Annotated in this window: 23 protein-coding genes and 1 pseudogene; 9 read left to right on the forward strand and 15 right to left on the reverse strand. The window is 57.3% G+C overall.

What is annotated here, in order from left to right; translation table 11 throughout:
• Positions 1–5: 5 nt before the first annotated feature.
• The gene (gene exbB, locus GHO42_RS18875) at positions 6–986 is read right to left on the reverse strand and encodes a tonB-system energizer ExbB (protein ID WP_094999713.1); all 981 of its coding nucleotides are present in this window, start codon (positions 984–986) and stop codon (positions 6–8) included.
• A gap of 189 nt (positions 987–1,175) precedes the next feature.
• Between exbB and GHO42_RS18880 the strand changes: the two genes are divergently transcribed.
• The gene (locus GHO42_RS18880; RefSeq protein ID WP_094999714.1) at positions 1,176–2,033 is read left to right on the forward strand and encodes an NAD-dependent epimerase/dehydratase family protein; all 858 of its coding nucleotides are present in this window, start codon (positions 1,176–1,178) and stop codon (positions 2,031–2,033) included.
• A gap of 33 nt (positions 2,034–2,066) precedes the next feature.
• Here the strand turns inward: GHO42_RS18880 and GHO42_RS18885 are convergent, their stop codons facing one another.
• The 6 genes from GHO42_RS18885 to GHO42_RS18910 form a co-directional block, all read right to left on the reverse strand.
• Positions 2,067–2,831, reverse strand: coding sequence for a hypothetical protein (locus GHO42_RS18885; protein WP_095017871.1), 765 nt, complete (start codon positions 2,829–2,831; stop codon positions 2,067–2,069).
• 69 nt (positions 2,832–2,900) lie between these two features.
• A complete protein-coding gene (locus tag GHO42_RS18890; RefSeq protein ID WP_016782709.1) occupies positions 2,901–3,281 on the reverse strand; it encodes a RidA family protein in 381 nt (126 codons plus the stop codon).
• Between the two features lie 24 nt (positions 3,282–3,305).
• A complete protein-coding gene (gene spoT / locus GHO42_RS18895) occupies positions 3,306–5,411 on the reverse strand; it encodes a bifunctional GTP diphosphokinase/guanosine-3',5'-bis pyrophosphate 3'-pyrophosphohydrolase (RefSeq protein ID WP_094999716.1) in 2,106 nt (701 codons plus the stop codon).
• 60 nt (positions 5,412–5,471) lie between these two features.
• Positions 5,472–5,735: a DNA-directed RNA polymerase subunit omega gene (gene rpoZ / locus GHO42_RS18900; protein WP_016782707.1), complete on the reverse strand. Its 264-nt coding sequence runs from the start codon at positions 5,733–5,735 to the stop codon at positions 5,472–5,474.
• 168 nt (positions 5,736–5,903) lie between these two features.
• On the reverse strand, positions 5,904–6,524 hold the full coding sequence (gene gmk / locus GHO42_RS18905) for a guanylate kinase (RefSeq protein ID WP_016782706.1): 621 nt from the start codon (positions 6,522–6,524) through the stop codon (positions 5,904–5,906).
• Positions 6,525–6,537: 13 nt separating this feature from the next.
• Positions 6,538–7,401: a YicC/YloC family endoribonuclease gene (locus GHO42_RS18910; RefSeq protein ID WP_095017870.1), complete on the reverse strand. Its 864-nt coding sequence runs from the start codon at positions 7,399–7,401 to the stop codon at positions 6,538–6,540.
• A gap of 206 nt (positions 7,402–7,607) precedes the next feature.
• Between GHO42_RS18910 and rph the strand changes: the two genes are divergently transcribed.
• The 3 genes from rph (at position 7,608) to GHO42_RS18925 (ending at position 10,661) form a co-directional block, all read left to right on the forward strand.
• Positions 7,608–8,330, forward strand: coding sequence for a ribonuclease PH (gene rph, locus GHO42_RS18915; RefSeq protein WP_016782701.1), 723 nt, complete (start codon positions 7,608–7,610; stop codon positions 8,328–8,330).
• 49 nt (positions 8,331–8,379) lie between these two features.
• Positions 8,380–8,748, forward strand: a complete 369-nt coding sequence (locus tag GHO42_RS18920) for a DUF4870 domain-containing protein (protein ID WP_094999718.1) — start codon at positions 8,380–8,382, stop codon at positions 8,746–8,748.
• Positions 8,749–9,386: 638 nt separating this feature from the next.
• Complete coding sequence (locus GHO42_RS18925) at positions 9,387–10,661, forward strand: hypothetical protein (RefSeq protein WP_130872188.1); 1,275 nt, start codon at positions 9,387–9,389, stop codon at positions 10,659–10,661.
• A gap of 76 nt (positions 10,662–10,737) precedes the next feature.
• On the opposite strand, the gene GHO42_RS18930 is transcribed toward GHO42_RS18925, so the two are convergent.
• Positions 10,738–11,517, reverse strand: coding sequence for an exodeoxyribonuclease III (locus tag GHO42_RS18930; protein ID WP_016782698.1), 780 nt, complete (start codon positions 11,515–11,517; stop codon positions 10,738–10,740).
• Between the two features lie 83 nt (positions 11,518–11,600).
• Here GHO42_RS18930 and pyrE point away from each other — a divergent pair, with 83 nt between their 5' ends.
• Positions 11,601–12,242 (forward strand): orotate phosphoribosyltransferase, encoded by a 642-nt coding sequence (pyrE, locus tag GHO42_RS18935; RefSeq protein WP_094999720.1) that lies wholly within the window; start codon positions 11,601–11,603, stop codon positions 12,240–12,242.
• 62 nt (positions 12,243–12,304) lie between these two features.
• Here pyrE and argB read toward each other — a convergent pair whose 3' ends face one another.
• From argB to coaBC, 4 genes and pseudogenes are all read right to left on the reverse strand, one after another.
• The gene (gene argB / locus GHO42_RS18940) at positions 12,305–13,210 is read right to left on the reverse strand and encodes an acetylglutamate kinase (protein ID WP_016782696.1); all 906 of its coding nucleotides are present in this window, start codon (positions 13,208–13,210) and stop codon (positions 12,305–12,307) included.
• Between the two features lie 25 nt (positions 13,211–13,235).
• Positions 13,236–14,657, reverse strand: a pseudogene (locus GHO42_RS18945) (phosphomannomutase/phosphoglucomutase); the annotation flags it as partial.
• A gap of 55 nt (positions 14,658–14,712) precedes the next feature.
• Positions 14,713–15,168, reverse strand: coding sequence for a dUTP diphosphatase (gene dut, locus GHO42_RS18950; RefSeq protein ID WP_016782694.1), 456 nt, complete (start codon positions 15,166–15,168; stop codon positions 14,713–14,715).
• Positions 15,169–15,173: 5 nt separating this feature from the next.
• Positions 15,174–16,382: a bifunctional phosphopantothenoylcysteine decarboxylase/phosphopantothenate--cysteine ligase CoaBC gene (coaBC, locus tag GHO42_RS18955; protein ID WP_094999723.1), complete on the reverse strand. Its 1,209-nt coding sequence runs from the start codon at positions 16,380–16,382 to the stop codon at positions 15,174–15,176.
• Between the two features lie 122 nt (positions 16,383–16,504).
• On the opposite strand from coaBC, the gene radC reads away from it, so the two are divergent.
• Positions 16,505–17,179: a DNA repair protein RadC gene (radC, locus tag GHO42_RS18960; protein ID WP_095017867.1), complete on the forward strand. Its 675-nt coding sequence runs from the start codon at positions 16,505–16,507 to the stop codon at positions 17,177–17,179.
• 3 nt (positions 17,180–17,182) lie between these two features.
• On the opposite strand, the gene GHO42_RS18965 is transcribed toward radC, so the two are convergent.
• The gene (locus GHO42_RS18965; RefSeq protein WP_094999725.1) at positions 17,183–18,769 is read right to left on the reverse strand and encodes an ABC transporter substrate-binding protein; all 1,587 of its coding nucleotides are present in this window, start codon (positions 18,767–18,769) and stop codon (positions 17,183–17,185) included.
• A gap of 512 nt (positions 18,770–19,281) precedes the next feature.
• Here GHO42_RS18965 and rpmB point away from each other — a divergent pair.
• Together rpmB and rpmG are read left to right on the forward strand one after the other, a co-directional pair.
• Positions 19,282–19,515, forward strand: a complete 234-nt coding sequence (gene rpmB / locus GHO42_RS18970; RefSeq protein WP_019410280.1) for a 50S ribosomal protein L28 — start codon at positions 19,282–19,284, stop codon at positions 19,513–19,515.
• Positions 19,516–19,526: 11 nt separating this feature from the next.
• Positions 19,527–19,682 carry a 50S ribosomal protein L33 gene (rpmG, locus tag GHO42_RS18975; protein WP_003437824.1) on the forward strand — a complete coding sequence of 52 codons (156 nt, stop codon included), beginning with the start codon at positions 19,527–19,529 and terminating at the stop codon, positions 19,680–19,682.
• Between the two features lie 70 nt (positions 19,683–19,752).
• On the opposite strand, the gene GHO42_RS18980 is transcribed toward rpmG, so the two are convergent.
• A complete protein-coding gene (locus GHO42_RS18980) occupies positions 19,753–20,046 on the reverse strand; it encodes an I78 family peptidase inhibitor (RefSeq protein WP_094999726.1) in 294 nt (97 codons plus the stop codon).
• Positions 20,047–20,257: 211 nt separating this feature from the next.
• On the reverse strand, positions 20,258–20,620 hold the full coding sequence (locus GHO42_RS18985; protein WP_094999727.1) for a cupin domain-containing protein: 363 nt from the start codon (positions 20,618–20,620) through the stop codon (positions 20,258–20,260).
• A gap of 169 nt (positions 20,621–20,789) precedes the next feature.
• On the opposite strand from GHO42_RS18985, the gene GHO42_RS18990 reads away from it, so the two are divergent.
• The gene (locus GHO42_RS18990; protein ID WP_094999728.1) at positions 20,790–22,283 is read left to right on the forward strand and encodes an aldehyde dehydrogenase; all 1,494 of its coding nucleotides are present in this window, start codon (positions 20,790–20,792) and stop codon (positions 22,281–22,283) included.
• Positions 22,284–22,286: the final 3 nt, after the last annotated feature.

The raw sequence follows: 22,286 nt of genomic DNA on the forward strand, positions 1-22,286 counted from the left end.
GCCGATTACCCCACTTTCACCATGTGCGGTTGCGAGCTGCGCTCGGGCGGCAGGTGATCGAGGTCACGGCTAACCAACAGCAACACTTCAGCAGACGCATCCGCCACCTGGGCCTTGTAGCCGGTGATGGAGCGGGCGAAGACGTTGTAAATCACTACCGCAGGGATCGCTGCGACCAGACCCAGTGCCGTGGCCAGCAGGGCTTCGGCAATGCCCGGCGCAACAACTGCCAGGTTGGTGGTCTGGGTTTTGGCGATGCCGATAAAGCTGTTCATGATGCCCCATACGGTACCGAACAGACCGACGAACGGTGCTGTGGAACCGATGGTGGCGAGTACGCCAGTGCCGCTGCTCATGTTGCGACCGCACGCTGCAACCAGACGCTCAAGACGGAAGCTTACACGCTCCTTGATGCCTTCTTTTTCACGGCTGTTGGCCGACAGGCGCATTTCTTCAAGGGCGTCCTGCACCAGCAAGTGGGCCAGGGTGCCTTCTTTGCCAGCCGTCTCGCTGGCTTCTTTCAAGGTGCGAGCTTTTTTCAGTTGGGCAATTTCACTGCGCAGACGACGCTTGGCACCCAGGACTTCAAAGCCTTTGGCAATCCAGATCGTCCAGGTGATGATCGAAGCAATAGCCAGGCCGATCATTACGATTTTGACGATGATGTCTGCGTTTTTGTACATGCCCCAAGGCGACAGGTCATGGGCCATGCCCAGGCTGTTGTCTTCTTCTGCGACTATTTGCGGCGCGTTATCGGCTGGCGCAGCAGCGCCTTCAACCAGTGTAGGATCAGTCGTACCCGGTGCAGCAACAGGTGCCGGGGCAGCTGCTTCAGTGGCCGCGTGCACGGCCGGGGCAGCAGGCTCGTCGGCAAATGCCGCAACAGGTGCCAACATCAAGCTGAACATCAGCGCCGCAACCCCACGCCAGACGCGTGCAGGGCTCGAAGGCTGGGTTGGCGAAGCGGTGGGATGATTGCGTGTCATGCTAGCCGGACCTGAGAAAAGTAATGAGGTAATGCCCTACAACGCGTTGTAAGACCAAGGGCAAAATGATGGGTTATTATTGCAAGTAATTCTTGTTAACAAAAGCAATAGCATCTGTTTTTTTCGGAAGTCACGACTTTGGTCGTGCCAAATTACGTCTTTTTGTAACTTTTCATTAGGATTTTTGCGATGCCCAAAGCCTCTGTATTGATCGTCGGATGCGGTGATGTCGGCAGCCGTCTGGCGACTCAACTGCTCGACCAGGATTGGCAGGTCTACGGCCTGCGCCGCTCCATTGACCGTTTACCCACGGGCGTTATCGGTGTGGAGGGCGATTTGTTCAGCGAGCAATGCCCGACGCAATGGCCAACCGGGCAAATTGACTACGTGGTGTACAGCGCGGCGGCGACCGAGCATGACGAAGCGGGCTATCAGGCGGCATATGTAGACGGCCTGAAAAACACCCTGAGTTGGCTGGAGCAGCATGGTCAGCGACCCAAGCGTCTGCTGTTTGTATCCAGCAGTGGCGTTTACGCCCAGAAAGACGGGGAATGGATCGACGAAACATCGCCCGCCCTGAGCACCAACTACTCTGGCCGGATCATCCTGGATGCCGAGCGGGTGGCGCTGGAGAGTGGCATCGCTGCCAGCGCGGTACGCCTGACCGGGATCTACGGGCCGGGTCGTGAATGGCTGCTGGGGCAAGTGCGCAAAGGCTATCGCGTGGCGGTTGAGCCACCGCTGTATGGCAACCGTATCCATGCCGATGATGCTGCGGGGCTGCTGGCCTTTCTGCTGGAGGCTGATCGTCAGGGCAAGGCGCTGGATGACTGCTATATAGGTGTGGATAACGCACCGGCGCCACTGGCAGAAGTGGTGGACTGGTTGCGCGAGCGGTTGGGCATTACCGAATGGGCCGCCGAAGCGAGCGTGCGCCGCGCAGGCAGCAAGCGCTGCAGCAATGCCCGCGCCAAGGCGCTGGGCTGGGAGCCGCGCTATTCGAATTATCGCGAGGGCTATGCTGCGATTTTGGGGGAGCAGGCCTGAGAGTTGTCTTGTGGGAGCGGGCGTTTGGTTGGCTTACAGCTTCTCCAGCGCCCACTCACGCTTGCCCGGGTAGAACTGGGGCATTTCGTCGGGCGCTGAGACGTCCACCGCCTCGAAGATTTCAAGTGTGCGGCCTTTGCGCACAAAAATATGCGCTGCGCCCATTTCCCCCTGCTGAAGCCAGAGGCTGTCCAAACCGCCGCTCATAGTGGCGCAGTCACCTCCCAGGCACAGCTCATAGCCATTGATGCCAGGCAATCCACTGACTTGCCCCTTGGGCGAGAATGTCACCTTGGCACCCTGACCTGCACCACTCAGTACGCGCCATTCGCCCCCAAGATAGGCTGACTTGAGTGCCTGCTCAAAATGCACCGATTTGAACAAATCTGCATTTGTGCCCCGGGAAACTTCACCGACATCACTTTGAGCTGGACGTACGAACGCCTGCCGCGGAAAGAATTCAGTCGCTGACTGTATTAATTCAGAGCCTTCGAGCTTCAGGTCAGTATTCTCACCGCCATAGAAATTGACCTTCCACGACGCGCTGCCATCAGGCACCAGCGTACCCTCGTCCCGCTCAAAGCTGCTTCGCCAGGTGGCCTTGGCGTTTTTGGCGTCGATGCTCCATTCCAGGGTTGGCCCTGACGACGACAAGGCGTCAAGCAGGCCGCCACCCTTGGCCGCTTCATCTATTGCTGCCTGATTGATCCAGATGCCACTGATATCACGGGGGGCGGGTTCGCTGGCACAACCACCCAAAACAATGGAGAGCAGTGACAACACTAGCGCTTTGCGCATGGTGGAATCCTTTTGAAGCCGGGAAGAGCGGGGGGGGTGGCGCAGCATGAAGACGCTGCGCCGAGGGCGTTACTCAATAACCAGAATAGCGTCCATTTCTACCTGCGAGCCCTTTGGCAGTGCAGCAACGCCAATGGCGGCGCGGGCCGGATAGGGTTGTTCGAAGTAGGTGCCCATGATCTCGTTGACCTTGGCGAAGTGGCTCAGGTCAGTCAGGAAGATGTTCAGCTTGACGATGTCCTTGAACGAACCGCCTGCGGCTTCAGCGACCGACTTCAGGTTTTCGAAAACCTGGATGGTCTGGGCTTCAAAGCCTTCAACCAGTTCCATGGTTTTTGGGTCCAGCGGGATTTGACCGGACATGTAGACAGTATTGCCAGCTTTGATCGCCTGAGAATAAGTACCGATTGCAGCAGGTGCCTTGTCGCTGGTGATAACAGTCTTGGACATGGGTGACTCCTTGTAATTAGATGGCTACGCACGCATGCGAGTGATGCGGATAACCCCGGTAAGGGCGCGCAGTTTTTTGATCACGCGGGCCAGGTGTACACGGTCGTGTACGCTGACCACCAGTTGGACCACGCTGATGCGACCATCGCGTTCGTCCATGCTGATCTTTTCGATATTGCCGTCGGCAGCGTTGACGCTGCTGGCCAGCAGCGCAATCAGGCCGCGCTGGTGTTCCAGTTCGACGCGCAATTCAACGTTGAACTCGCCGGTAACGTCCTTGGCCCACGACAGCTGAATGCACTTTTCGGGGTTGTGGCGGATTTCACTGATATTGCGGCAGTTGTCCAGGTGCACGACCATGCCTTTGCCTGCGGACAAATGGCCAACGATCGGATCCCCCGGGATCGGCGTACAGCATTTGGCGTAGCTGAGCACCAAGCCTTCGGTGCCGCGAATCGCCAGCGGGCCTTCCGGGCTCGGCAATGCTTCGCCTTCGCCCAGCAGGCGTCGGGCCACTACATAGGCCATGCGATTGCCGAGGCCGATATCTTCGAGCAGGTCTTCGATATGCTCCAGGCGGTATTCCTGGAGCATGGCCTGAACGCGCTCGGCCGGGATCTTGTCCAGCGCGCTGTTGAAGCCGTTAAGCACCTTGTTGAGCAGGCGTTCGCCCAGGTTGACCGACTCGGAACGACGTTGCAGCTTGAGCGCATGGCGAATATGGGTACGCGCCTTGCCGGTGACCACAAAGTTAAGCCAGGCCGGGTTGGGTCGGGCGCCGGGAGCGCTGACGATCTCGACCGTGGAGCCGCTTTGCAGCGGCTCGGACAGCGGTGCGAGACGCCGGTTGATGCGACAGGCGATGCAGCTGTTGCCCACATCGGTGTGCACCGCGTAGGCAAAGTCGACGGCCGTGGAGCCTTTGGGCAGCTCCATGATCCGTCCTTTGGGCGTAAACACGTAGACCTCGTCCGGGAACAGGTCGATCTTCACGCTTTCGATGAATTCGAGGGAGTTGCCGGCGCGTTGCTGCATTTCCAGCACGCCCTTGACCCATTGCCGCGCCCGGGCGTGGGTGCCCGTGTGCTGCTCGTCGCCACTGGACTTGTAAAGCCAGTGGGCGGCGATGCCGTTGTTGGCCATTTCTTCCATTTCACGGGTACGGATCTGGATCTCGATCGGTACGCCATGCATGCCAAACAGCGTGGTATGCAACGACTGGTAGCCGTTGGCCTTGGGAATGGCGATGTAGTCCTTGAACCGGCCCGGCAGGGGCTTGTACAAATTATGTACAGCGCCCAGCACGCGGTAGCAGGTGTCGACCTTGTCGACGATGATCCGGAATGCGTAAACATCCATGATCTCGTTAAAAGCCCGGCGTTTGCCGCGCATCTTCTTGTAGATGCCGTAGATATGCTTTTGACGACCGCTGACTTCGCCCTGAATGCCATCGATGGCCAGGCAGTGGCTGAGCGATTCTTCAATTTTGTTGACGATTTCCTTGCGATTGCCCCGGGCGCGTTTGACCGCCTGATAAATGCGCGCGGAGCGCATCGGGTACATCGCCTTGAAACCGAGGTCTTCGAATTCGATACGAATGCTGTGCATGCCCAGCCGATTGGCGATGGGTGCGTAGATTTCCAGGGTTTCCTTGGCAATCCGTCGGCGTTTTTCGCCGGACAGCACTTCGAGGGTGCGCATGTTGTGCAGACGGTCAGCCAGCTTCACCAGGATCACGCGGATATCGCGTGCCATGGCCATGGCCATCTTCTGGAAGTTTTCAGCCTGGGCTTCGGCCTTGGTTTCGAAGTTCATCTGAGTCAGCTTGCTGACTCCATCGACCAGGTCGGCCACGGTTTCGCCGAACTGCGCTACCAGCGCTTCCTTGGCAATACCGGTGTCTTCAATCACGTCATGCAGCATGGCCGCCATCAGGCTCTGATGGTCCATATGCATGTCGGCAAGGATATTTGCCACTGCCAGCGGGTGCGTGACATAAGGCTCGCCGCTGCGTCGGCGTTGGCCGTCGTGGGCTTGTTCTGCGTAGAAGTACGCCCGGCGGACCAGATTGACCTGGTCCGGGCCGAGGTACGCCGACAAGCGATCGGCGAGGGCGTCTATGCTCGGCATGAGGAAACCTCCTGCCAAAACTTTTTACCCTTCGCCGTGCTACGTCGACCGGGCATAGGCTTAGTTCGCCTCGTTGGACTCGTCCTCGAACGCTGCGAACAGCGGTTCGTCTTCGACGATTTCAGCGTTGGCGATAAACTCGTAGCTCATCAGGCCTTCTGCGATTTCGCGCAGGGCAACAACGGTAGGCTTGTCGTTTTCCCACTGCACCAGAGGCTCTTTACCGCCGGTGGCCAGTTGACGGGCACGCTTGGTAGAGAGCATGACCAGCTCAAAGCGGTTATCCACGTGTTCTAGACAGTCTTCAACGGTTACGCGGGCCATGGTCTTCCTCGTAGCAAATGCAATATGCGCGCTGCCCGGATGGGCGAGCGGACTGAACAGTTTAAAAAATCACCAGCCATTAGGGAAGCGCTGATTTTTCCGTCACTGCTCCTAAAACCTCTGTAAGCGCCAATGTAAAGCCCTTACAGGGGTTTTGGGAAGTGTTCATTAACCGAGCAGTTCGGCCAGTAATTTGCCAAAACGCTGTTGCTGGCGTTTTTGCTGAAGGCGATTGGCACGGAAAATGGCCTTCAAGTCTTCAAGTGCCAGGGCAAAATCGTCGTTGATGATCAGGTAGTCATAGTCCACATAGTGGCTCATTTCACTCACGGCTTCGCGCATGCGTGCGTCAATGATTTCGTCGCTGTCCTGGCCGCGGTTGTCCAGACGCTGACGCAAGGCTTCCTGGCTTGGCGGCAGGATAAAGATCGAGCGCGCCTGCGGCATCAGCTTGCGCACCTGCTCTGCACCTTGCCAGTCGATTTCCAGAATCAGGTCGTGGCCTTCATCCAGGGTCTGCTGCAGGTGGCTTTGCGAAGTGCCGTAAAGGTTGCCGAACACTTCGGCACGTTCCAGGAAGTCACCGTGCTCAATCATTTTCACGAACTCTTCGCGCTCGACAAAATGATAGTTCACGCCATTCACTTCACCTGGGCGCATGGCACGGGTGGTGTGCGAGACCGATACCCGGATCTGCGGCTCAACGTCGATCAATGCCTTGACCAGGCTGGTCTTGCCTGCGCCCGAAGGAGCAGAAACGATATAAAGGGTGCCAGTGCTGTGGGTCATGTCAGGGTGTGCCTTACTCAATATTCTGTACTTGTTCACGCATCTGCTCGATCAACACCTTGAGGTTGACCGCCGCTTGGGTACTGCGTGGATCGAATGCCTTGGAGCCCAGGGTATTGGCCTCGCGATTCAGTTCTTGCATCAGGAAGTCCAGGCGTCGCCCGGCAGCACCCCCCGACTTGAGTACGCGGCGTACTTCAAGAATATGGGTGCTCAGGCGGTCCAGCTCTTCGGCCACGTCGCTTTTTTGCGCGAGCAGAACCATTTCCTGTTCAAGGCGCTGGGGGTCAAGCTCGGCCTTCATGTCGGCAAAGCGATCGAGGACCTTTTGACGCTGGGTGGCGAGCATTTGCGGTACCAGCTCGCGCAGGGTTTCGACATCGCTTTCGATGGCGGTCAAGCGATCGCTGATCAGGCGGGCCAGTTCCGCGCCTTCGCGCTCACGGCCGTTTTTCAGTTCTTGCAGGCCTTGCTTGAACAGCGCCAGGGCCTGGGTGTTCAAGGCTTGCGGGTCGCTGGCATCGGCTACCAGAACACCGGGCCAGGCCAGGACTTCCAGCGGGTTGAGCGCGGCAGGCTGCTTGATCAGGCTGGCGATGGTCTCGGCGGCGGCCACCAGCTGGGCGGCACGCTCGCGGTCAACCTGCAGCGGCTTGCCGGTGGTTTCTTCAGTGAAACGCAAAGTGCATTCCAGCTTGCCCCGGGAGATGCCCTGGCGCAGCGCTTCACGCACCGCGCCCTCGAGGTCACGGAAAGATTCAGGCAGACGCAGGTGCGGCTCCAGGTAGCGGCTGTTGACCGAACGCAGCTCCCAACTCAGGGTGCCCTGAGTGCCGGCGCTTTCGACGCGGGCAAAGGCGGTCATGCTGTGCACCATGGACGGTACCTCGCGATTGGATGAGTTAAGCCTGGCGGCAGGTTAGACGACAGATTGTAACGCAGTGCGGGCAACTGCCCCAAATGGCGTCGGTCGTAAATACATCCAATCTTCGTTCCCCGCCAGGGTTCACAGACGCGCCCTGCGCAGCCATGGCCTTTCCTTTATAATGCTCGGCAGTTTTCCGTCCCGTACAGGTATCCCACATGAAACGTCCAAGTGGTCGCGTTGCCGATCAGCTCCGCCCGATCCGCATCACCCGCAACTACACCAAACACGCAGAGGGTTCTGTACTGGTCGAGTTCGGTGACACCAAAGTCATCTGCACCGTCAGCGTCGAGAATGGCGTACCGCGGTTCCTCAAAGGCCAGGGCCAGGGCTGGCTGACTGCCGAATACGGCATGCTGCCACGCGCCACCGGCGACCGTAACCAGCGCGAAGCCAGCCGCGGCAAGCAAGGCGGGCGCACCCTGGAAATCCAGCGCCTGATCGGCCGCTCCCTGCGTGCTGCACTGGATATGTCCAAACTGGGCGATATCACTTTGTACGTCGACTGCGACGTAATCCAGGCTGACGGCGGCACCCGCACTGCCTCGATCACCGGCGCCATGGTTGCTCTGGTCGACGCCCTGAAGATCATCAAGAAGCGTGGCGGCCTCAAAGGCGGCGACCCGATCAAGCAGATGATCGCGGCGGTATCGGTGGGCATGTACCAGGGCGTACCGGTACTTGACCTGGACTATCCTGAAGATTCGGCAGCCGAAACCGACCTCAACGTGGTGATGACCAGCAGCGGCGGTTTCATCGAAGTTCAGGGCACCGCCGAAGGCGCACCGTTCCAGCCTGAAGAGCTGAACGCCATGCTGGCACTGGCACAAAAAGGCATGAACGAAATTTTTGCCCTGCAACAAGCGGCATTGGCCGACTAAATTGCCGGATTGACTGTCAAAGCCTTCAAACGACCAACCGGAGAACGTGATGAGTGAGCTGGATCTTTCAACACCCAAACCGGGCCGCGACGCCCGGAAATGGGCGATGTTCTGTCATTTTTCGGCGTTCCTCGGGATGTGGTTTCCGTTTGGCAGCCTGATCGGCCCGCTGATCCTGTGGCAGGTAAAGCGCGAGAGCGACCCGTTTATTGACGACCAGGGCAAGGAAGCACTGAACTTCCAGATCACCGTGGCGATTGCTTCGGCCATTTGCTATGTGCTGATGTTCGTGCTGATCGGCTTTGCGCTGCTGGGCCTGGTACTGATTGGCGCGGTAGTGCTGGTGGTGATTGCAGGGGTCAAGGCCAATGACGGGGTGGTGTACCGTTATCCCTTCACCTGGCGGCCGATCAAGTAAGGTTTCAGTCAGCAACTCAGGCACCTTGTAGAAAAGCCCACCTCGGTGGGCTTTTCTACGCTTGCTGATTGCGGGAGCCAAAACAACAGGTGAGTGGACGTCAGTACGATGCTTTGTTTATCCAGGCATTCGTTTAACGACAACTACTTACTTATGCGCGCTAAATAAACCATGCCTTTAAGAGAGCCTCATTTTAAAGCGCACCGTTATTTATCGCGCCATGTTAGTGCAATGGCCATCTGTGAATACCGAATTTAAAAAAAGACCAAGTGGCACTTGAAAATATTCTATTGACTATTTGTTTTTGCTCGTCTAGTTTTTATGTCGACTGCTTGATCAGTCTTCGCCACTATCTTTAAGGATAAAGATATTATGAAAACTGCCGTGATGAACTCTCAAAAAGGTGCTGCACCCCATTGCTCTGGCGGCAGTGGACACCGATAGAAGCAGAGATAGCGATCCAGTATTATAAAAACTTTTGTTTCTCAATAAAAATACCAAACAATGTATCCCGTCCTGCCACCCGCGCTGGAAGTGGATGAAATCTGGCATCATCTTATCTTGGATATGCGAACTTATAGGGATGCCTGTTAGCCTATATTTGGGCATTACATGATAACCCTATGGGAACGTCGAACGTGAAGTTGACCTATGAGCAAAATCTAAAGGAAAACTTATGGAATTTTATTGTCAGTCGACTCTTTCCATTTTTTGGCATTTCCATCGCTGCGGCGCTGCTCGCGCACAAGAATATTGCCGATCTTCCTGTGTTCGCCTATGTCCTGGCGATCTTTTCAGTTATATCTACCCTTTTCTACATGCCGCTGGCGGCCATTGGCAATATCGTTCATCATCAAAAAAATGCGCTCACTCCCCAGGCAATCTTTGAGAGCGGACTGTCGATAGCGGTTTTATTCGCTGCCATTGCGTTTGCCGCAGCCCTTGCCGTATTCGCTTACCTCCCCTCCATCCGTTTTCTGGACAGCCTTGACAGGGATAAACTTTTTTACCTGTCTCTTATTTATATTCCGGCCATCCCTTTGCTGGTAATCAATACCTTCACCCATCTTTTCCACGAAGCCTCTGGACACTCCTTGCCGTGTGCAACCGTAAAGAAGTGGTGCACGTGTGCAGGCTGCGCATTCCTGATGTTTTGTTTTGTTTTTTGCAGCAAGCACGACTTTGTTTTCTTGGCTGTTGGCTACTTCTTGATTGTCGAAACAGCCCTCTTCATCTCCCTGGCCTGCCTCTCTATGCGGCTCGGATACCGGCACATCCTCGTCAAGCCAAAAATACTGGCAGACGTCGTTTCAATGGGCTTTCCTATTGCCGCCGGGGTAGCGGGGCAAAAATTGTACTTTTACCTGCTTAACGGAAAACTGCTGTCGCTGAATGAAAGCCTGGTTGCCGATCTTTCGATCTGTATGTCTATTATCGGATTTCTCAGCATTCCGGTCATAGCGTTCGCTCAGCTTCATAGCGTCTATACCAGCCAGCATATCGTGGATGCGGACAAGATCTACCCGCGCGGACAACTAGCCGCCGCCGTGCTCATGGCCGTGATTGCAGGGGGTTTTTATGCGCTGGGAAGCGGTTTGTTTTTTATCTTTGGCGACCGCTCGCTGACGTTTACCAGTGAAGGATTTGTGGCGATATGCATGTCGGTATTGAGCTCGCTTTACTTCTCGCTCACGGCAAGCCACTTGCGGGCAATGCGAGACACCCTGATCCCTCAAGTACTGATCAATACCTTTATGCTTGCAGGGTTTATCCCGGTCATTTACCTGTATGACTTTAATAGCCCTTCAATCTATCTATTCATCGTACTGCAGGCTGTTGTCACTTTTATTGCCGCTGTGCTTTTGCAGTACCGGATACGCACCTTGCATAAACGAACGCCCAGTTTCGCCTGAAAGTGCCTCGGATACAAAAAAGGCCCCCGCCCTTGATAACAGAGCGGGAGCCTTTTTCTGGATCTGCGATCAACACTTAGATAGTCAGTGTCCAGTCGTAGTCCACGATCAATGGCGCGTGCTGCGAGAAGCGTGGCTGACGCGGCATGCGAGCGCTTCGTACAAAGCGGCGCAAGCCCGGTGTCAGCAGCTGGTAGTCAAAACGCCAGCCCAGATTCAGCATCTCGGCCTGTTCGTTATCCGGCCACCAGCTGTACTGGTCACCTTCCCGACTGACTTCACGCAGGGCATCGACATATCCCATGTTGCCGACAATCTCATCCATCCAGGCCCGTTCAGGCGCCAGGAAGCCGGGCGATTGCTGGCTGTCGCGCCAGTTTTTAATGTCGAGTTTCTGCTGCGCCACATACAGCGAGCCGCAGTAGATGTACTCACGACGCTTGCGACGCTGCTTATCCAGGTAGCGGGCAAAGTCGTCCATTAACTTGAATTTTTGATTCAAGTCTTCATCGCCGTTCTGCCCCGAAGGGAGCAGCAAGGTCGCGATGCTGACCTTATCGAAATCGGCTTGCAGGTAGCGCCCGTAGCGATCGGCCGTCTCGAAGCCAAGCCCGGTGATGACTGCTTTCGGCTGTAACCGCGAGTACAAAGCCACGCCACCTTGGGCGGGGACTTCGGCGTCACAGGCATAAAGAAAGTAGCCATCGAGCTGGTAGGCTGGATCGTCCAGTTCAAAGGCGGAGGCACGGGTGTCCTGCAGGCAGATAACGTCGGCATTCTGAGCTTGCAGCCAACTGAGCAAACCGCGCTCGACTGCCGTCTGAATACCATTGACGTTCACACTGATGATCCGCATAAATGGCCCCAAAAATCACGTGCGTGTATGATACACGCCGTCTTACTAATTAGCTAAATCCGTGGTATCTGGGGACTTTTTTCATGCAAGCGTATCAGCGCGATTTCATCCGCTTTGCCATCGATCGTGGCGTTTTGCGCTTCGGTGAGTTCACCCTGAAGTCGGGCCGTACCAGCCCTTACTTCTTCAATGCCGGGCTGTTCAACACCGGCTCTGCACTGGCCCAGCTGGGGCGCTTCTATGCTGCCGCCATCGTTGACAGCGGTATTTCCTTCGACGTGCTGTTTGGTCCGGCCTATAAGGGCATCCCCCTGGCGGCGACCACTGCCGTAGCGCTTGCCGAGCACCACGACCGTGATCTGCCGTGGTGCTTCAACCGCAAGGAAGCCAAGGCTCATGGCGAAGGCGGTAGCCTGGTTGGCTCGCCGCTTGAAGGCGATATCCTGATCATCGACGACGTGATCACGGCCGGTACCGCTATCCGTGAAGTGATGCAAATCATCCAGGCCCAGGGCGCCAAGGCGGCCGGCGTGATGATTGCCCTCAACCGTCAGGAGCGCGGCAATGGCGAGCTGTCGGCGATCCAGGAAGTCGAGCGCGACTTCGGTATTCCGGTGATCAGCATCGTTTCGTTGAACCAGGTTTTGCAGTTCCTGGCCGAAGACGAAACCCTCAAGCAATACCTGCCAGCCGTTGAAGCGTACCGGGCGCAGTACGGGATTTAATCCCCTCGCCCATCAAAAAGCCCCGCCCGGATCACTCCGGGCGGGGCTTTTTTTGGTTCTGCTTAAGCCGGTTTGCTGTTGGTAATCAGCGTACCCACACCGGTATCGGTGAAGATTTCCAGCAGTACGGCATTCGGCACGCGACCGTCGACGATATGCGCCGTGGTCACGCCACCTTGCACGGCTTCCAGCGCGCAGCGGATTTTTGGCAGCATGCCACCATAAATGGTGCCGTCGGCGATCAGGTCATCCACCTGAGCGGTAGTCAGGCCGGTCAGCACCTTGCCTTCCTTGTCCATCAAGCCGGCGATGTTGGTCAGCAGCATCAGTTTCTCGGCCTTGAGGGCTTCGGCAACCTTGCCCGCCACCAGGTCGGCGTTGATGTTGTAGGACTCGCCATTGGCGCCCACACCGATTGGCGCGATAACCGGGATGAAATCACCCTTGGTCAACATGTGCAGCAGGTCGGTATTGATGTCGATGACCTCGCCCACATGACCGAAGTCGATGATTTCCGGCTTGGTCATTTCCGGCGTCTGACGGGTCACGACCATCTTTTTGGCGCGAATCAGCGTCGCGTCCTTACCGGTCAGGCCGATGGCACTGCCGCCGTGGCGGTTGATCAGGTTGACGATTTCCTTGTTCACATGGCCGCCCAGCACCATTTCCACCACATCCATGGTTTGCGAGTCGGTCACGCGCATGCCGTCGATAAAATGGCTCTCGATGGATAAACGCTTGAGCAGATCGCCGATTTGCGGGCCGCCACCGTGGACCACGACCGGGTTGATACCCACGGCCTTCATCAGCACGATGTCACGGGCAAAGCCGGTTTTCAGGTCATCGTTCTCCATAGCGTTGCCGCCGTACTTGATCACCAGCGTCTTGCCGACGTAACGGCGAATGTAGGGCAGCGCTTCGGACAAAACCTTGGCGACGTTGGAGGCGGCATCACGTTCGAGGGTCATTCAGGGCTCCGGTAGAACAAGTCGATCAAAACGGTAGTTGGAGATCAGGTGCCACACGCTTCAATTGAGCGTGAAAGACATCCTTGATGCGTTGCAGTTCGGCCTCTGTTTCGGCCTCGAATCGCAGCACCAGCACCGGCGTGGTGTTGGAGGCGCGAACCAGGCCCCAGCCATGAGGGTAGTCAACCCGCACACCATCAATGGACGTCAACTCGGCGGCCTCGCCCCATTGAGCATCGTGCAGAGCCTCAATGATGCTGAATTTGCTCTCGTCCGTCACATCGATATTGATTTCAGGCGTAGAAATATCGTTCGGGAAGGTCTCAAACAGCTCTTCAGCGGTTGCCTGACGCTTGCTGAGGATCTCCAGCAGGCGCGCAGCGCTGTAGATACCGTCGTCAAAACCGAACCAGCGCTCTTTGAAAAAGATATGCCCGCTCATTTCGCCAGCCAGCAGGGCGCCGGTTTCTTTCATTTTCTTTTTGATCAGGGAGTGACCGGTTTTCCACATCAGCGGGCGGCCGCCACAGGCTTCAATCCAAGGTGCCAGTCGACGTGTGCACTTCACGTCGAAAATGACCTCGGCTGCCGGGTTACGCTCCAGGACATCCTGGGCAAACAACATCAGCAAACGGTCCGGGAACACCATGGTGCCGGTGTTGGTCACCACGCCCACGCGATCGCCATCACCATCGAAGGCCAGGCCTACATCGGCATTGCTTTCCTTGACCTTGGCAATCAGGTCCACGAGGTTTTCCGGCTTGCCCGGGTCAGGGTGATGGTTGGGGAAGTTGCCATCCACCTCACAGAACAACGGGATCACTTCACAACCCAACGCTTCAATCAGTTGCGGTGCAATCACGCCAGCAGCGCCGTTGCCGCAATCGACCACTACCTTCAAGGGCTTGGCCAACTTGATGTCACGGGTAATCACTTCGGCGTAGCGCGACAAGATGTCAACGCGTTCAATGCTGCCTTCGCCCCAGGTCAAATCGTTGGTTTTCAGGCGTGTATGCAATGCCTGAATTTGTTCGTTGGCCAGCGTATCGCCCGCGATCACGATTTTAAAACCGTTGTAGTTCGACGGGTTGTGGCTGCCTGTGAGCATGACCCCCGACTTGCCTGCCAATACGTTAGCCGCGTAATACAGGGCGGGTGTCGGCACCAGCCCCACATCACTGACCTGGCAGCCACTGTCCGCCACACCCTGGATCAGGCGTTCGACCAGCTCAGGGCCCGACAAGCGCCCATCCCGACCTACCGACACATGGGGCTCACCCTTGGCCAGGCTCTCGGCGCCAATGGCGCGGCCTATCCAGTACGCGGTTTCAGCCGTCAAGGTTTCCGGCACCACGCCACGAATATCGTAGGCGCGAAAAATGCTGTCAGGGAATTTCGGTGCGACCGAAGCTGAGCTACTCATTGTAGGGGGAGACTCCATGTTCAGAGGGGTTCGGGGATGCGTGAAAGGCCAGGCAGGACGCCTGGCCTTGAAATACAAATCAGAGCTTGCCGGAGTGGCCAAAACCGCCAGCGCCACGCTGGCTTTCGTCGAACTCTTCGACCAGCTCAAAGTGCGCCTGCACTACCGGCACCAGCACCAGTTGAGCGATACGCTCGCCGATGGTGATGTTGAAGGCGGTCTGGCCACGGTTCCAGCACGACACCATCAGTTCGCCTTGATAGTCAGAGTCGATAAGGCCGACCAGGTTCCCCAGTACGATACCGTGCTTATGGCCCAGGCCCGAGCGCGGCAGGATCAGGGCGGCAAGGCCCGGGTCGCCGATGTACACCGACAGGCCGGTGGGGATCAGCAGGGTCTGGCCCGGCTCCAGAACGGTGTCTTCTTTAAGCATGGCGCGCAGGTCCAGGCCGGCAGAGCCAGGAGTGGCGTACTGCGGCAGCGGGAATTCGTTACCAATGCGAGGGTCGAGGATTTTGGCTTGCAAAGCGTGCATACGAGTTAAACCTGGTTCAGACGTTCGGCGATAAAAGTGACCAGCTGGCGGGCAATCTTGCCCTTGCTGGTCTGGGCAAATACGGTGGCGTGCAGTTCGCGATCAATCACGCTGCAGGCGTTCTCTTCGCTGTTGAAGCCGATGCTGGGGTTGGCCACATCATTGGCGACAATCAGGTCGAGGTTTTTGTCTTTGAGCTTGCGCGCAGCGTAATCGAGCAAGTTCTCGGTTTCTGCGGCAAAGCCGACACTGAAAGGGCGATCAGGGCGTGAAGCGATAGTGGCCAGAATGTCTGGATTGCGCACCATTTGCAGCAACAGGCCGTCACCTTTGGTAGGGTCTTTCTTTAGTTTTTGCGGGGCAATGACTTCCGGGCGGTAGTCTGCAACAGCAGCAGACGCTATAAACACGTCACAGGGGATCGCCGCCTCACAGGCTGCGAGCATGTCACGGGCACTGACCACGTCGATACGGGTCACGCGATCCGGGGTCGGCAGGTGTACCGGGCCGGTAATCAGGGTCACACGGGCGCCGGCTTCCACTGCTGCTTCAGCCAGGGCGAAGCCCATTTTTCCGGAGCTGTGGTTGGTGATATAGCGCACCGGGTCGATGTTTTCCTGGGTAGGGCCTGCGGTGATCAGCACGTGCTTGCCGGTTAGCACCTGACGCTGAAAACACTCGGCGGCGCAGCTCACCAGATCATCCGCCTCGAGCATGCGGCCAAAGCCCACGTCGCCACAGGCCTGGCTTCCGGAGGCCGGGCCAAACACGCGCAGGCCGCGGCTTTCGAGCAACCGGGTATTGGCCTGGGTGGCCGGGTCGCGCCACATGGCCTGGTTCATCGCCGGAGCGATGGCAACCGTGGCATCCGTGGCGAGCACCAGGGTGGTCAGCAGGTCATTGGCCAGGCCTTGGGCAAGGCGGGCAATCAGGTCAGCGGTTGCAGGTGCAATCAGTACCAGGTCGGCCCACTTGGCCAGCTCGATATGCCCCATGGCCGCTTCAGCCGCAGGGTCGAGCAAATCCAGATGAACGGGGTGCCCGGACAACGCCTGCATGGTCAGAGGCGTGATGAATTCGCTGCCGCCACGGGTCATGACAACCCTTACTTCCGCGCCTTGGTCCAGTAGACGGCGAACCAGCTCTGCACTCTTGTAAGCCGCGATGCCGCCGCCGACGCCCAAAACAATGCGTTTTCGATACAGCCGCTGCATAGGCCTGCCTTTTAGTTCGATGATGACTGCGCAGAAAATGGCCAAATGCCGCGCAAAAATGATGGGCTAAGATAACACAGCGCCTGCCAGGGAACAGCGGCGCCCATTTACAAGGAGGTGTTATGAGCATTCGAGATTGGCCTGCGGCGGAGCGCCCGCGGGAGAAGCTTTTGCAACACGGATCAGGCAGTCTTTCAGACGCCGAACTGCTGGCAATCTTCTTGCGCACCGGGGTTTCGGGCAAAAGTGCAGTCGATCTGGCGCGCCATCTGCTCAGCGAGTTTGGCAGCCTGCGGGCCTTGCTCGAAGCCGATCTGCGCGCATTCTGTCTCCCGCTCGGGCTGGGCCCGGCCAAGTTCAGCCAGTTGCAGGCCGTACTCGAAATGAGCCGCCGCCACCTGGCCGAACGCTTGCGCCGCGACAGCGCGCTGGAGAGCCCGCAAGTCGTTCGGGATTATCTCAAGTCATTGCTGCGCCATGAGCCACACGAAGCCTTCGGCTGCCTGTTTCTGGACTCCAGGCACCGCATGCTGGCCTTCGAGGTGCTGTTCAGGGGCTCGATAGACAGCGCCAGTGTCTACCCGCGTCAGGTGGTCAAGCGTGCCCTGGCGCACAATGCGGCAGCGGTGATTTTCTGCCACAACCATCCCTCGGGCATCAGCGACCCCAGCCAGGCTGACCGCACGTTGACCAAGCGCCTGATCCAGGCACTTGATCTGATCGAAGTGCGGGTGCTGGATCATTTTATAGTCGGTGACGGCCAGCCGCTTTCAATGGTCGAGCGCGGCTGGATGTAAGGCTCAGGGCTTAACGCTGACTGTTGAAAAGTCTTGGCGCCCAAACGGACTCACCTGATATCCCTGTACGTCTTTACGGGTCAGTGCGTAGGCCGTTGGATGGGCCAGCGGTAGCCACAGCGCCTGTTGCTGGATCTGCGCTTGCGCCTTTTGATACAAAGCACTGCGTTTGTCCTGATCGGTCAGGGTTTTGCCCTGGCTGATCAAACCGTCCAGCGCCTTGTCGCAATAACGCGCAAAGTTGGTTCCGGATTTCACTGCCGCACAGGAAAACTGCGGCGTGAGGAAGTTGTCCGGGTCACCGTTATCGCCTGCCCAGCCCATAAACAGCAGGTCATGCTCGCCAGCCTTGGCGCGACGGATCAGCTCGCCCCATTCGATCACCCGGATATCGGCCTGCACACCCACCTTGGCCAGGTCGGCTTGCAGCAACTGCGCGCCCAGGCTCGGGTTGGGATTGAGCACGCTGCCTGTCGGGCGCGTCCAGATCGTGGTTTTGAAGCCGTCTTTCAGACCCGCCCTGGCCAGTAATTCACGGGCTTTTTGCGGATTGTGGGCATAGCCCGGCAAGTCTTTGGCATAACTCCAGGTGGTCGCCGGGTAAATACCGTTGGCCGCTTGGGCGCTGTTTTCAAACACGGCCTTGAGATAAGTGTCCTTGTCGAAAGCCAGATTGATGGCCTGACGTACCTCGGGTTTATCCAGCGGTGGATGCTGGCTATTGATGGCCACAAACGCGGTCATGAAGGCCGGGGTCTGCGCTACAGCCAGCGCTGGATCCTTGGCGGCAGCTGCGACGTCCAGCGGCTTGGGCGAGAGAGCAATCTGGCATTCATTGCGACGCAATTTTTGCAGCCGCACGTTGGCGTCCGGGGTGATGGCAAAAATCAGCCCGTCAACGGCTGGCTTGCCGGCAAAGTAGTCCGGGTTGGCCTTGTAGCGCACCACCGCGTCTTTCTGGAAACGGTTGAATACAAAAGGCCCGGTACCTATCGGCTGGCTGTTCATCAGCTCCGGTGTGCCTGCTTTCATCAGCTTGTCGGCATATTCAGCCGAGTAGATCGAGGCAAAGCCCATGCTCAGCGCTGGCAAGAAGGTCGAATCAGGGCGACTCAGAGTGAAGCGCACGGTCAGCGGATCCGGAGTTTCAATTTTTTTGATCAGCTCAGGCAACTGCAAGGATTGCGCGTGGGGAAAACCGCTTTGCGCCACCTTGTGCCATGGGTTGGCAGGGTCAAGCATGCGTTCGAAGCTGAAACGCACGTCATCGGCATTCAACTCACGGCTGGGGGAAAAATAAGGCGTGCTGTGGAACTTGATCCCGGGGCGCAGCTTGAAATCGTACACAAGACCATCAGGGGACACTGACCAGCTTTGCGCCAGTGAAGGCACCAGCTTCGCGGCTTTAGCGTCAAAGTCCAGCAGGCGGTTCATCAGCACGTCTGCCGAGGCATTGGTGGTACTGAGCGAGTTGTACTGCACAACGTCGAACCCTTCAGGGCTGGCCTCGGTGCAAACGCTCAAGGTGGCCGCGTGTACGAGCGGGCTCAGGCAAAAGGTGAGCAAAAAGGGGACGGCAGCGAGGCGCATGATCTGTTTCCTGTACAAGTCGATAAGGCCCATCTGCAAGTGCAGTCTGGAAAAATCTTACCCTAGTGTTCTGGTACTCAAATGACCACTTTTTAATGGCATTCGACATCCTGTAGTCGCTGTCGCAGGCCGGGAAAGGGCTTCCAGGGCCTTGAGCAAGCGTGAAAAGGCGACCACTACGTGCTCGATCGCAGCCTTCGGCAGCGGCTACGAGCGGGCACCAGCCCCCGATACCTTTCACCCAGCGACGAGCGGTAAAACGCCACAAGGCATAGACGCCGCGCGGATTGGCGTTAAAATGGCGGCTTCATTAATTACACCAAATCACACTGCTTGTTGTTGCTCTTTAGTCTTTCTGGTATAAAGCAGCGCTCTTTTCTAGGGGCCCGGTTCCTGCGTTTGTAGGTGTAGCCGGTAAGACCCTTAAAGAAACGCGGCGCCTGGCGCCATGACTGAGAGATTAAGCGGCCAACCCATGCCGGGTTGGGCATGTGGTTTTAGAGGGCTGAGGCATGTCGAGAGTCTGTCAAGTTACCGGTAAGGGTCCGGTGACTGGGAATAACATTTCCCACGCAAATAACAAAACCCGTCGTCGTTTCCTGCCGAACCTGCAGCATCACCGCTTCTGGGTTGAAGAAGAGAAACGTTTCGTACGTCTGCGCGTATCTGCTAAAGGCATGCGTATCATCGACAAGCGTGGCATCACTGTCGTGCTGGCCGAAATCCGCCGTGCTGGCAAGATCTAAGGGAGCTAATCATGCGTGAATTGATCCGTTTGGTGTCGAGCGCTGGTACAGGCCATTTCTACACCACTGATAAGAACAAGCGCACCACTCCGGACAAAATCGAAATCAAAAAATTCGATCCGCGGGTTCGCAAGCACGTGATCTACAAAGAAGCCAAAATCAAGTAATTGGTTTTTCTTCTTACGAAAAAGGCCCATATCTCACGATACGGGCCTTTTTTGTGCGCGTTTGTCAGCCCTAGCCGCACATATAGCTCTGCATAAGGTTGTTTTCGTCGACGACCACGCGAAGGCGGTCTGCGTTGTGCTCTCGGGTGTAGCCTATGCCCGGCCTCTCTACACGCAACTCGGTTGCCCCGGACTCCCGGCGCAGCATCTCCAGCAAAGCAGGCGTCGCCTCAGGCGCAACCAGAAAATTGATCGCAACCGTTTTGCACTTGCCGTCCTCCTCAGCCATCGCGGGCATGGAGCAAAACCCCAGCAGGACGCTGGTGGTCAACAACAGGCGTTTCAAAGTATTCAGACTGGACATGGGTCTTCCCTGTTTTCAGATAAATGAAATAACGCTGCGGGCCTGCTCATTCCTTAAGTGCCCGGCGTTCTCTCAAGACTGGCTCACATTGACGCGAAGGGCGCTGGCGACGTATTTCTGAATTTGTAGCCTGTAGCCCTGGAGGGCAGGCATAAAAAAGCCCCGCCATCAAAGCGTGGCAGGGCTTGTTGAAGGCTCTGGATCAGCTGTCTCAGGCCTTGCTCTCAAAGACTACGTAAATTTTCCGACAGGGCTCCAGCACTTCCCATGTCCCTTTGAATCCCGCGGGGATGACAAAGCGATCGCCGGCGCGCAGGGTCTTGGCGTTACCTTCATGGTCACGCAAAACGGAAACGCCCTGCACGATCTCGCAGTATTCGTGCTCGGTGTAATTGACGGTCCACTGGCCCACAGCTCCTTCCCACACCCCGGCGTTCATTTGCCCACAGGGGCTGTCGTAGTGGTTGTGGATAACTTGCTCAGGGTTGCCTTTAAGCACCTTTTCCGGGGCCGGGCTAAAACGTTCAGCCTGGGTATTGGCAGTGCTGAAGTCGACTACGCTTGCGATGCTCATCTTTGTTATCCCCCCGAAATTGCGGCATGTGTGGTCAGCAAAATTAAAGTCTATGTTTATTAAAACGAACAAGCCATGGTGTTTACGCCACCTGTGTCAAATATATTGAAAGTTCCAGGGCCACTGGTTTAGGGTGGCGCTTCCATTTCAACAAGAGGAGGACACTCGAATGACCACCCTGACGCGTGCTGACTGGGAACAACGGGCCCAACAGCTGAAAATCGAAGGTCGCGCCTTCATCAACGGTGAATACACCGATGCGGTCTCCAATGAAACGTTCGAGTGTCTGAGCCCGGTCGATGGCCGTTTGCTGGGTAAGGTTGCCAGCTGCGACAGCGCTGACGCCCAGCGCGCCGTGGAAGTGGCCCGCAAGACGTTCGAGTCCGGCGTCTGGTCCCGCCTGGCTCCGGCCAAGCGCAAAGCCGCAATGATCCGCTTTGCCGGCCTGCTCAAGCAAAACGCCGAAGAACTGGCCCTGCTTGAAACCCTGGACATGGGCAAGCCGATCAGTGACTCCCTGCACATCGATGTGCCCGGTGCTGCCGGCGCGCTGAGCTGGAGCGGCGAGGCCATCGACAAGATCTACGACGAAGTCGCCGCCACCCCGCACGACCAACTGGGCTTGGTAACCCGCGAGCCGGTGGGCGTTGTCGCTGCCATTGTGCCGTGGAACTTCCCGCTGATGATGGCCTGCTGGAAACTGGGCCCGGCCCTGTCGACCGGTAACTCGGTCATCCTCAAGCCGTCCGAAAAGTCCCCTCTGACGGCTATCCGTATCGCTGCGCTGGCCGTTGAAGCCGGCATTCCAGCGGGCGTCTTCAACGTGCTGCCAGGCTACGGCCACACGGTCGGCAAGGCGCTGGCCCTGCATATGGACGTCGATACGCTGGTGTTTACCGGTTCGACCAAAATCGCCAAGCAGCTGATGATCTACGCTGGCGAGTCCAACATGAAGCGCATCTGGCTTGAAGCCGGTGGCAAGAGCCCGAACATCGTTTTCGCTGATGCGCCGGATCTGCAAGCGGCTGCCGAAGCCGCTGCCAGCGCCATTGCCTTTAACCAGGGTGAAGTTTGCACCGCGGGTTCGCGCCTGCTGGTGGAGCGCTCGATCAAGGACAAGTTCCTGCCGCTGGTGATCGACGCCCTCAAGGGCTGGAAGCCCGGCAACCCGCTGGACCCGGAAACCACCGTGGGCGCGCTGGTGGATACCCAGCAAATGAACACCGTGCTGTCGTACATCAAGTCCGGCCATAGCGAAGGCGCAAAACTGGTAGCAGGCGGTAATCAAATTCTGCAAGAAACCGGCGGCACCTACGTTGAACCGACCATTTTCGACGGCGTCAGCAATGCGATGAAAATCGCTCAGGAAGAAATCTTCGGCCCGGTATTGTCGGTTATCACCTTCGACAGTGCCGAAGAGGCCATCAAGATTGCCAACGACACACCATACGGCCTGGCGGCAGCCGTCTGGACGGCCGATATCTCCAAGGCTCACCTGACCGCCAAGGCCCTGCGCGCCGGTAGCGTATGGGTCAACCAATACGATGGCGGCGACATGACCGCGCCGTTTGGTGGCTTCAAGCAGTCGGGCAACGGCCGTGACAAGTCTCTGCACGCGTTTGATAAATACACCGAGCTGAAGTCCACCTGGATCAAGCTGTAATCC

Origin of the sequence: Pseudomonas sp. FSL R10-0056 (assembly GCF_009600105.1) — a bacterium.
Classification (GTDB): domain Bacteria; phylum Pseudomonadota; class Gammaproteobacteria; order Pseudomonadales; family Pseudomonadaceae; genus Aquipseudomonas; species Aquipseudomonas bubulae.

What these genes read in the sequence shown, in the direction of transcription:
- GHO42_RS18890 (WP_016782709.1), bottom strand. Translation starts at nt 3,281, where the DNA reads ATGTCCAAGACTGTTATCACCAGCGACAAGGCACCTGCTGCAATCGGT.
- rph (WP_016782701.1), top strand. Translation starts at nt 7,608, where the DNA reads ATGAAACGTCCAAGTGGTCGCGTTGCCGATCAGCTCCGCCCGATCCGC.
- GHO42_RS18920 (WP_094999718.1), top strand. Translation starts at nt 8,380, where the DNA reads ATGAGTGAGCTGGATCTTTCAACACCCAAACCGGGCCGCGACGCCCGG.
- radC (WP_095017867.1), top strand. Translation starts at nt 16,505, where the DNA reads ATGAGCATTCGAGATTGGCCTGCGGCGGAGCGCCCGCGGGAGAAGCTT.
- dut (WP_016782694.1), bottom strand. Translation starts at nt 15,168, where the DNA reads ATGCACGCTTTGCAAGCCAAAATCCTCGACCCTCGCATTGGTAACGAA.
- rpmB (WP_019410280.1), top strand. Translation starts at nt 19,282, where the DNA reads ATGTCGAGAGTCTGTCAAGTTACCGGTAAGGGTCCGGTGACTGGGAAT.
- GHO42_RS18880 (WP_094999714.1), top strand. Translation starts at nt 1,176, where the DNA reads ATGCCCAAAGCCTCTGTATTGATCGTCGGATGCGGTGATGTCGGCAGC.
- rpmG (WP_003437824.1), top strand. Translation starts at nt 19,527, where the DNA reads ATGCGTGAATTGATCCGTTTGGTGTCGAGCGCTGGTACAGGCCATTTC.
- GHO42_RS18910 (WP_095017870.1), bottom strand. Translation starts at nt 7,401, where the DNA reads ATGGTGCACAGCATGACCGCCTTTGCCCGCGTCGAAAGCGCCGGCACT.
- pyrE (WP_094999720.1), top strand. Translation starts at nt 11,601, where the DNA reads ATGCAAGCGTATCAGCGCGATTTCATCCGCTTTGCCATCGATCGTGGC.
- GHO42_RS18885 (WP_095017871.1), bottom strand. Translation starts at nt 2,831, where the DNA reads ATGCGCAAAGCGCTAGTGTTGTCACTGCTCTCCATTGTTTTGGGTGGT.
- exbB (WP_094999713.1), bottom strand. Translation starts at nt 986, where the DNA reads ATGACACGCAATCATCCCACCGCTTCGCCAACCCAGCCTTCGAGCCCT.
- GHO42_RS18930 (WP_016782698.1), bottom strand. Translation starts at nt 11,517, where the DNA reads ATGCGGATCATCAGTGTGAACGTCAATGGTATTCAGACGGCAGTCGAG.
- GHO42_RS18985 (WP_094999727.1), bottom strand. Translation starts at nt 20,620, where the DNA reads ATGAGCATCGCAAGCGTAGTCGACTTCAGCACTGCCAATACCCAGGCT.
- coaBC (WP_094999723.1), bottom strand. Translation starts at nt 16,382, where the DNA reads ATGCAGCGGCTGTATCGAAAACGCATTGTTTTGGGCGTCGGCGGCGGC.
- argB (WP_016782696.1), bottom strand. Translation starts at nt 13,210, where the DNA reads ATGACCCTCGAACGTGATGCCGCCTCCAACGTCGCCAAGGTTTTGTCC.
- GHO42_RS18965 (WP_094999725.1), bottom strand. Translation starts at nt 18,769, where the DNA reads ATGCGCCTCGCTGCCGTCCCCTTTTTGCTCACCTTTTGCCTGAGCCCG.
- rpoZ (WP_016782707.1), bottom strand. Translation starts at nt 5,735, where the DNA reads ATGGCCCGCGTAACCGTTGAAGACTGTCTAGAACACGTGGATAACCGC.
- gmk (WP_016782706.1), bottom strand. Translation starts at nt 6,524, where the DNA reads ATGACCCACAGCACTGGCACCCTTTATATCGTTTCTGCTCCTTCGGGC.
- GHO42_RS18990 (WP_094999728.1), top strand. Translation starts at nt 20,790, where the DNA reads ATGACCACCCTGACGCGTGCTGACTGGGAACAACGGGCCCAACAGCTG.
- spoT (WP_094999716.1), bottom strand. Translation starts at nt 5,411, where the DNA reads ATGCCGAGCATAGACGCCCTCGCCGATCGCTTGTCGGCGTACCTCGGC.
- GHO42_RS18980 (WP_094999726.1), bottom strand. Translation starts at nt 20,046, where the DNA reads ATGTCCAGTCTGAATACTTTGAAACGCCTGTTGTTGACCACCAGCGTC.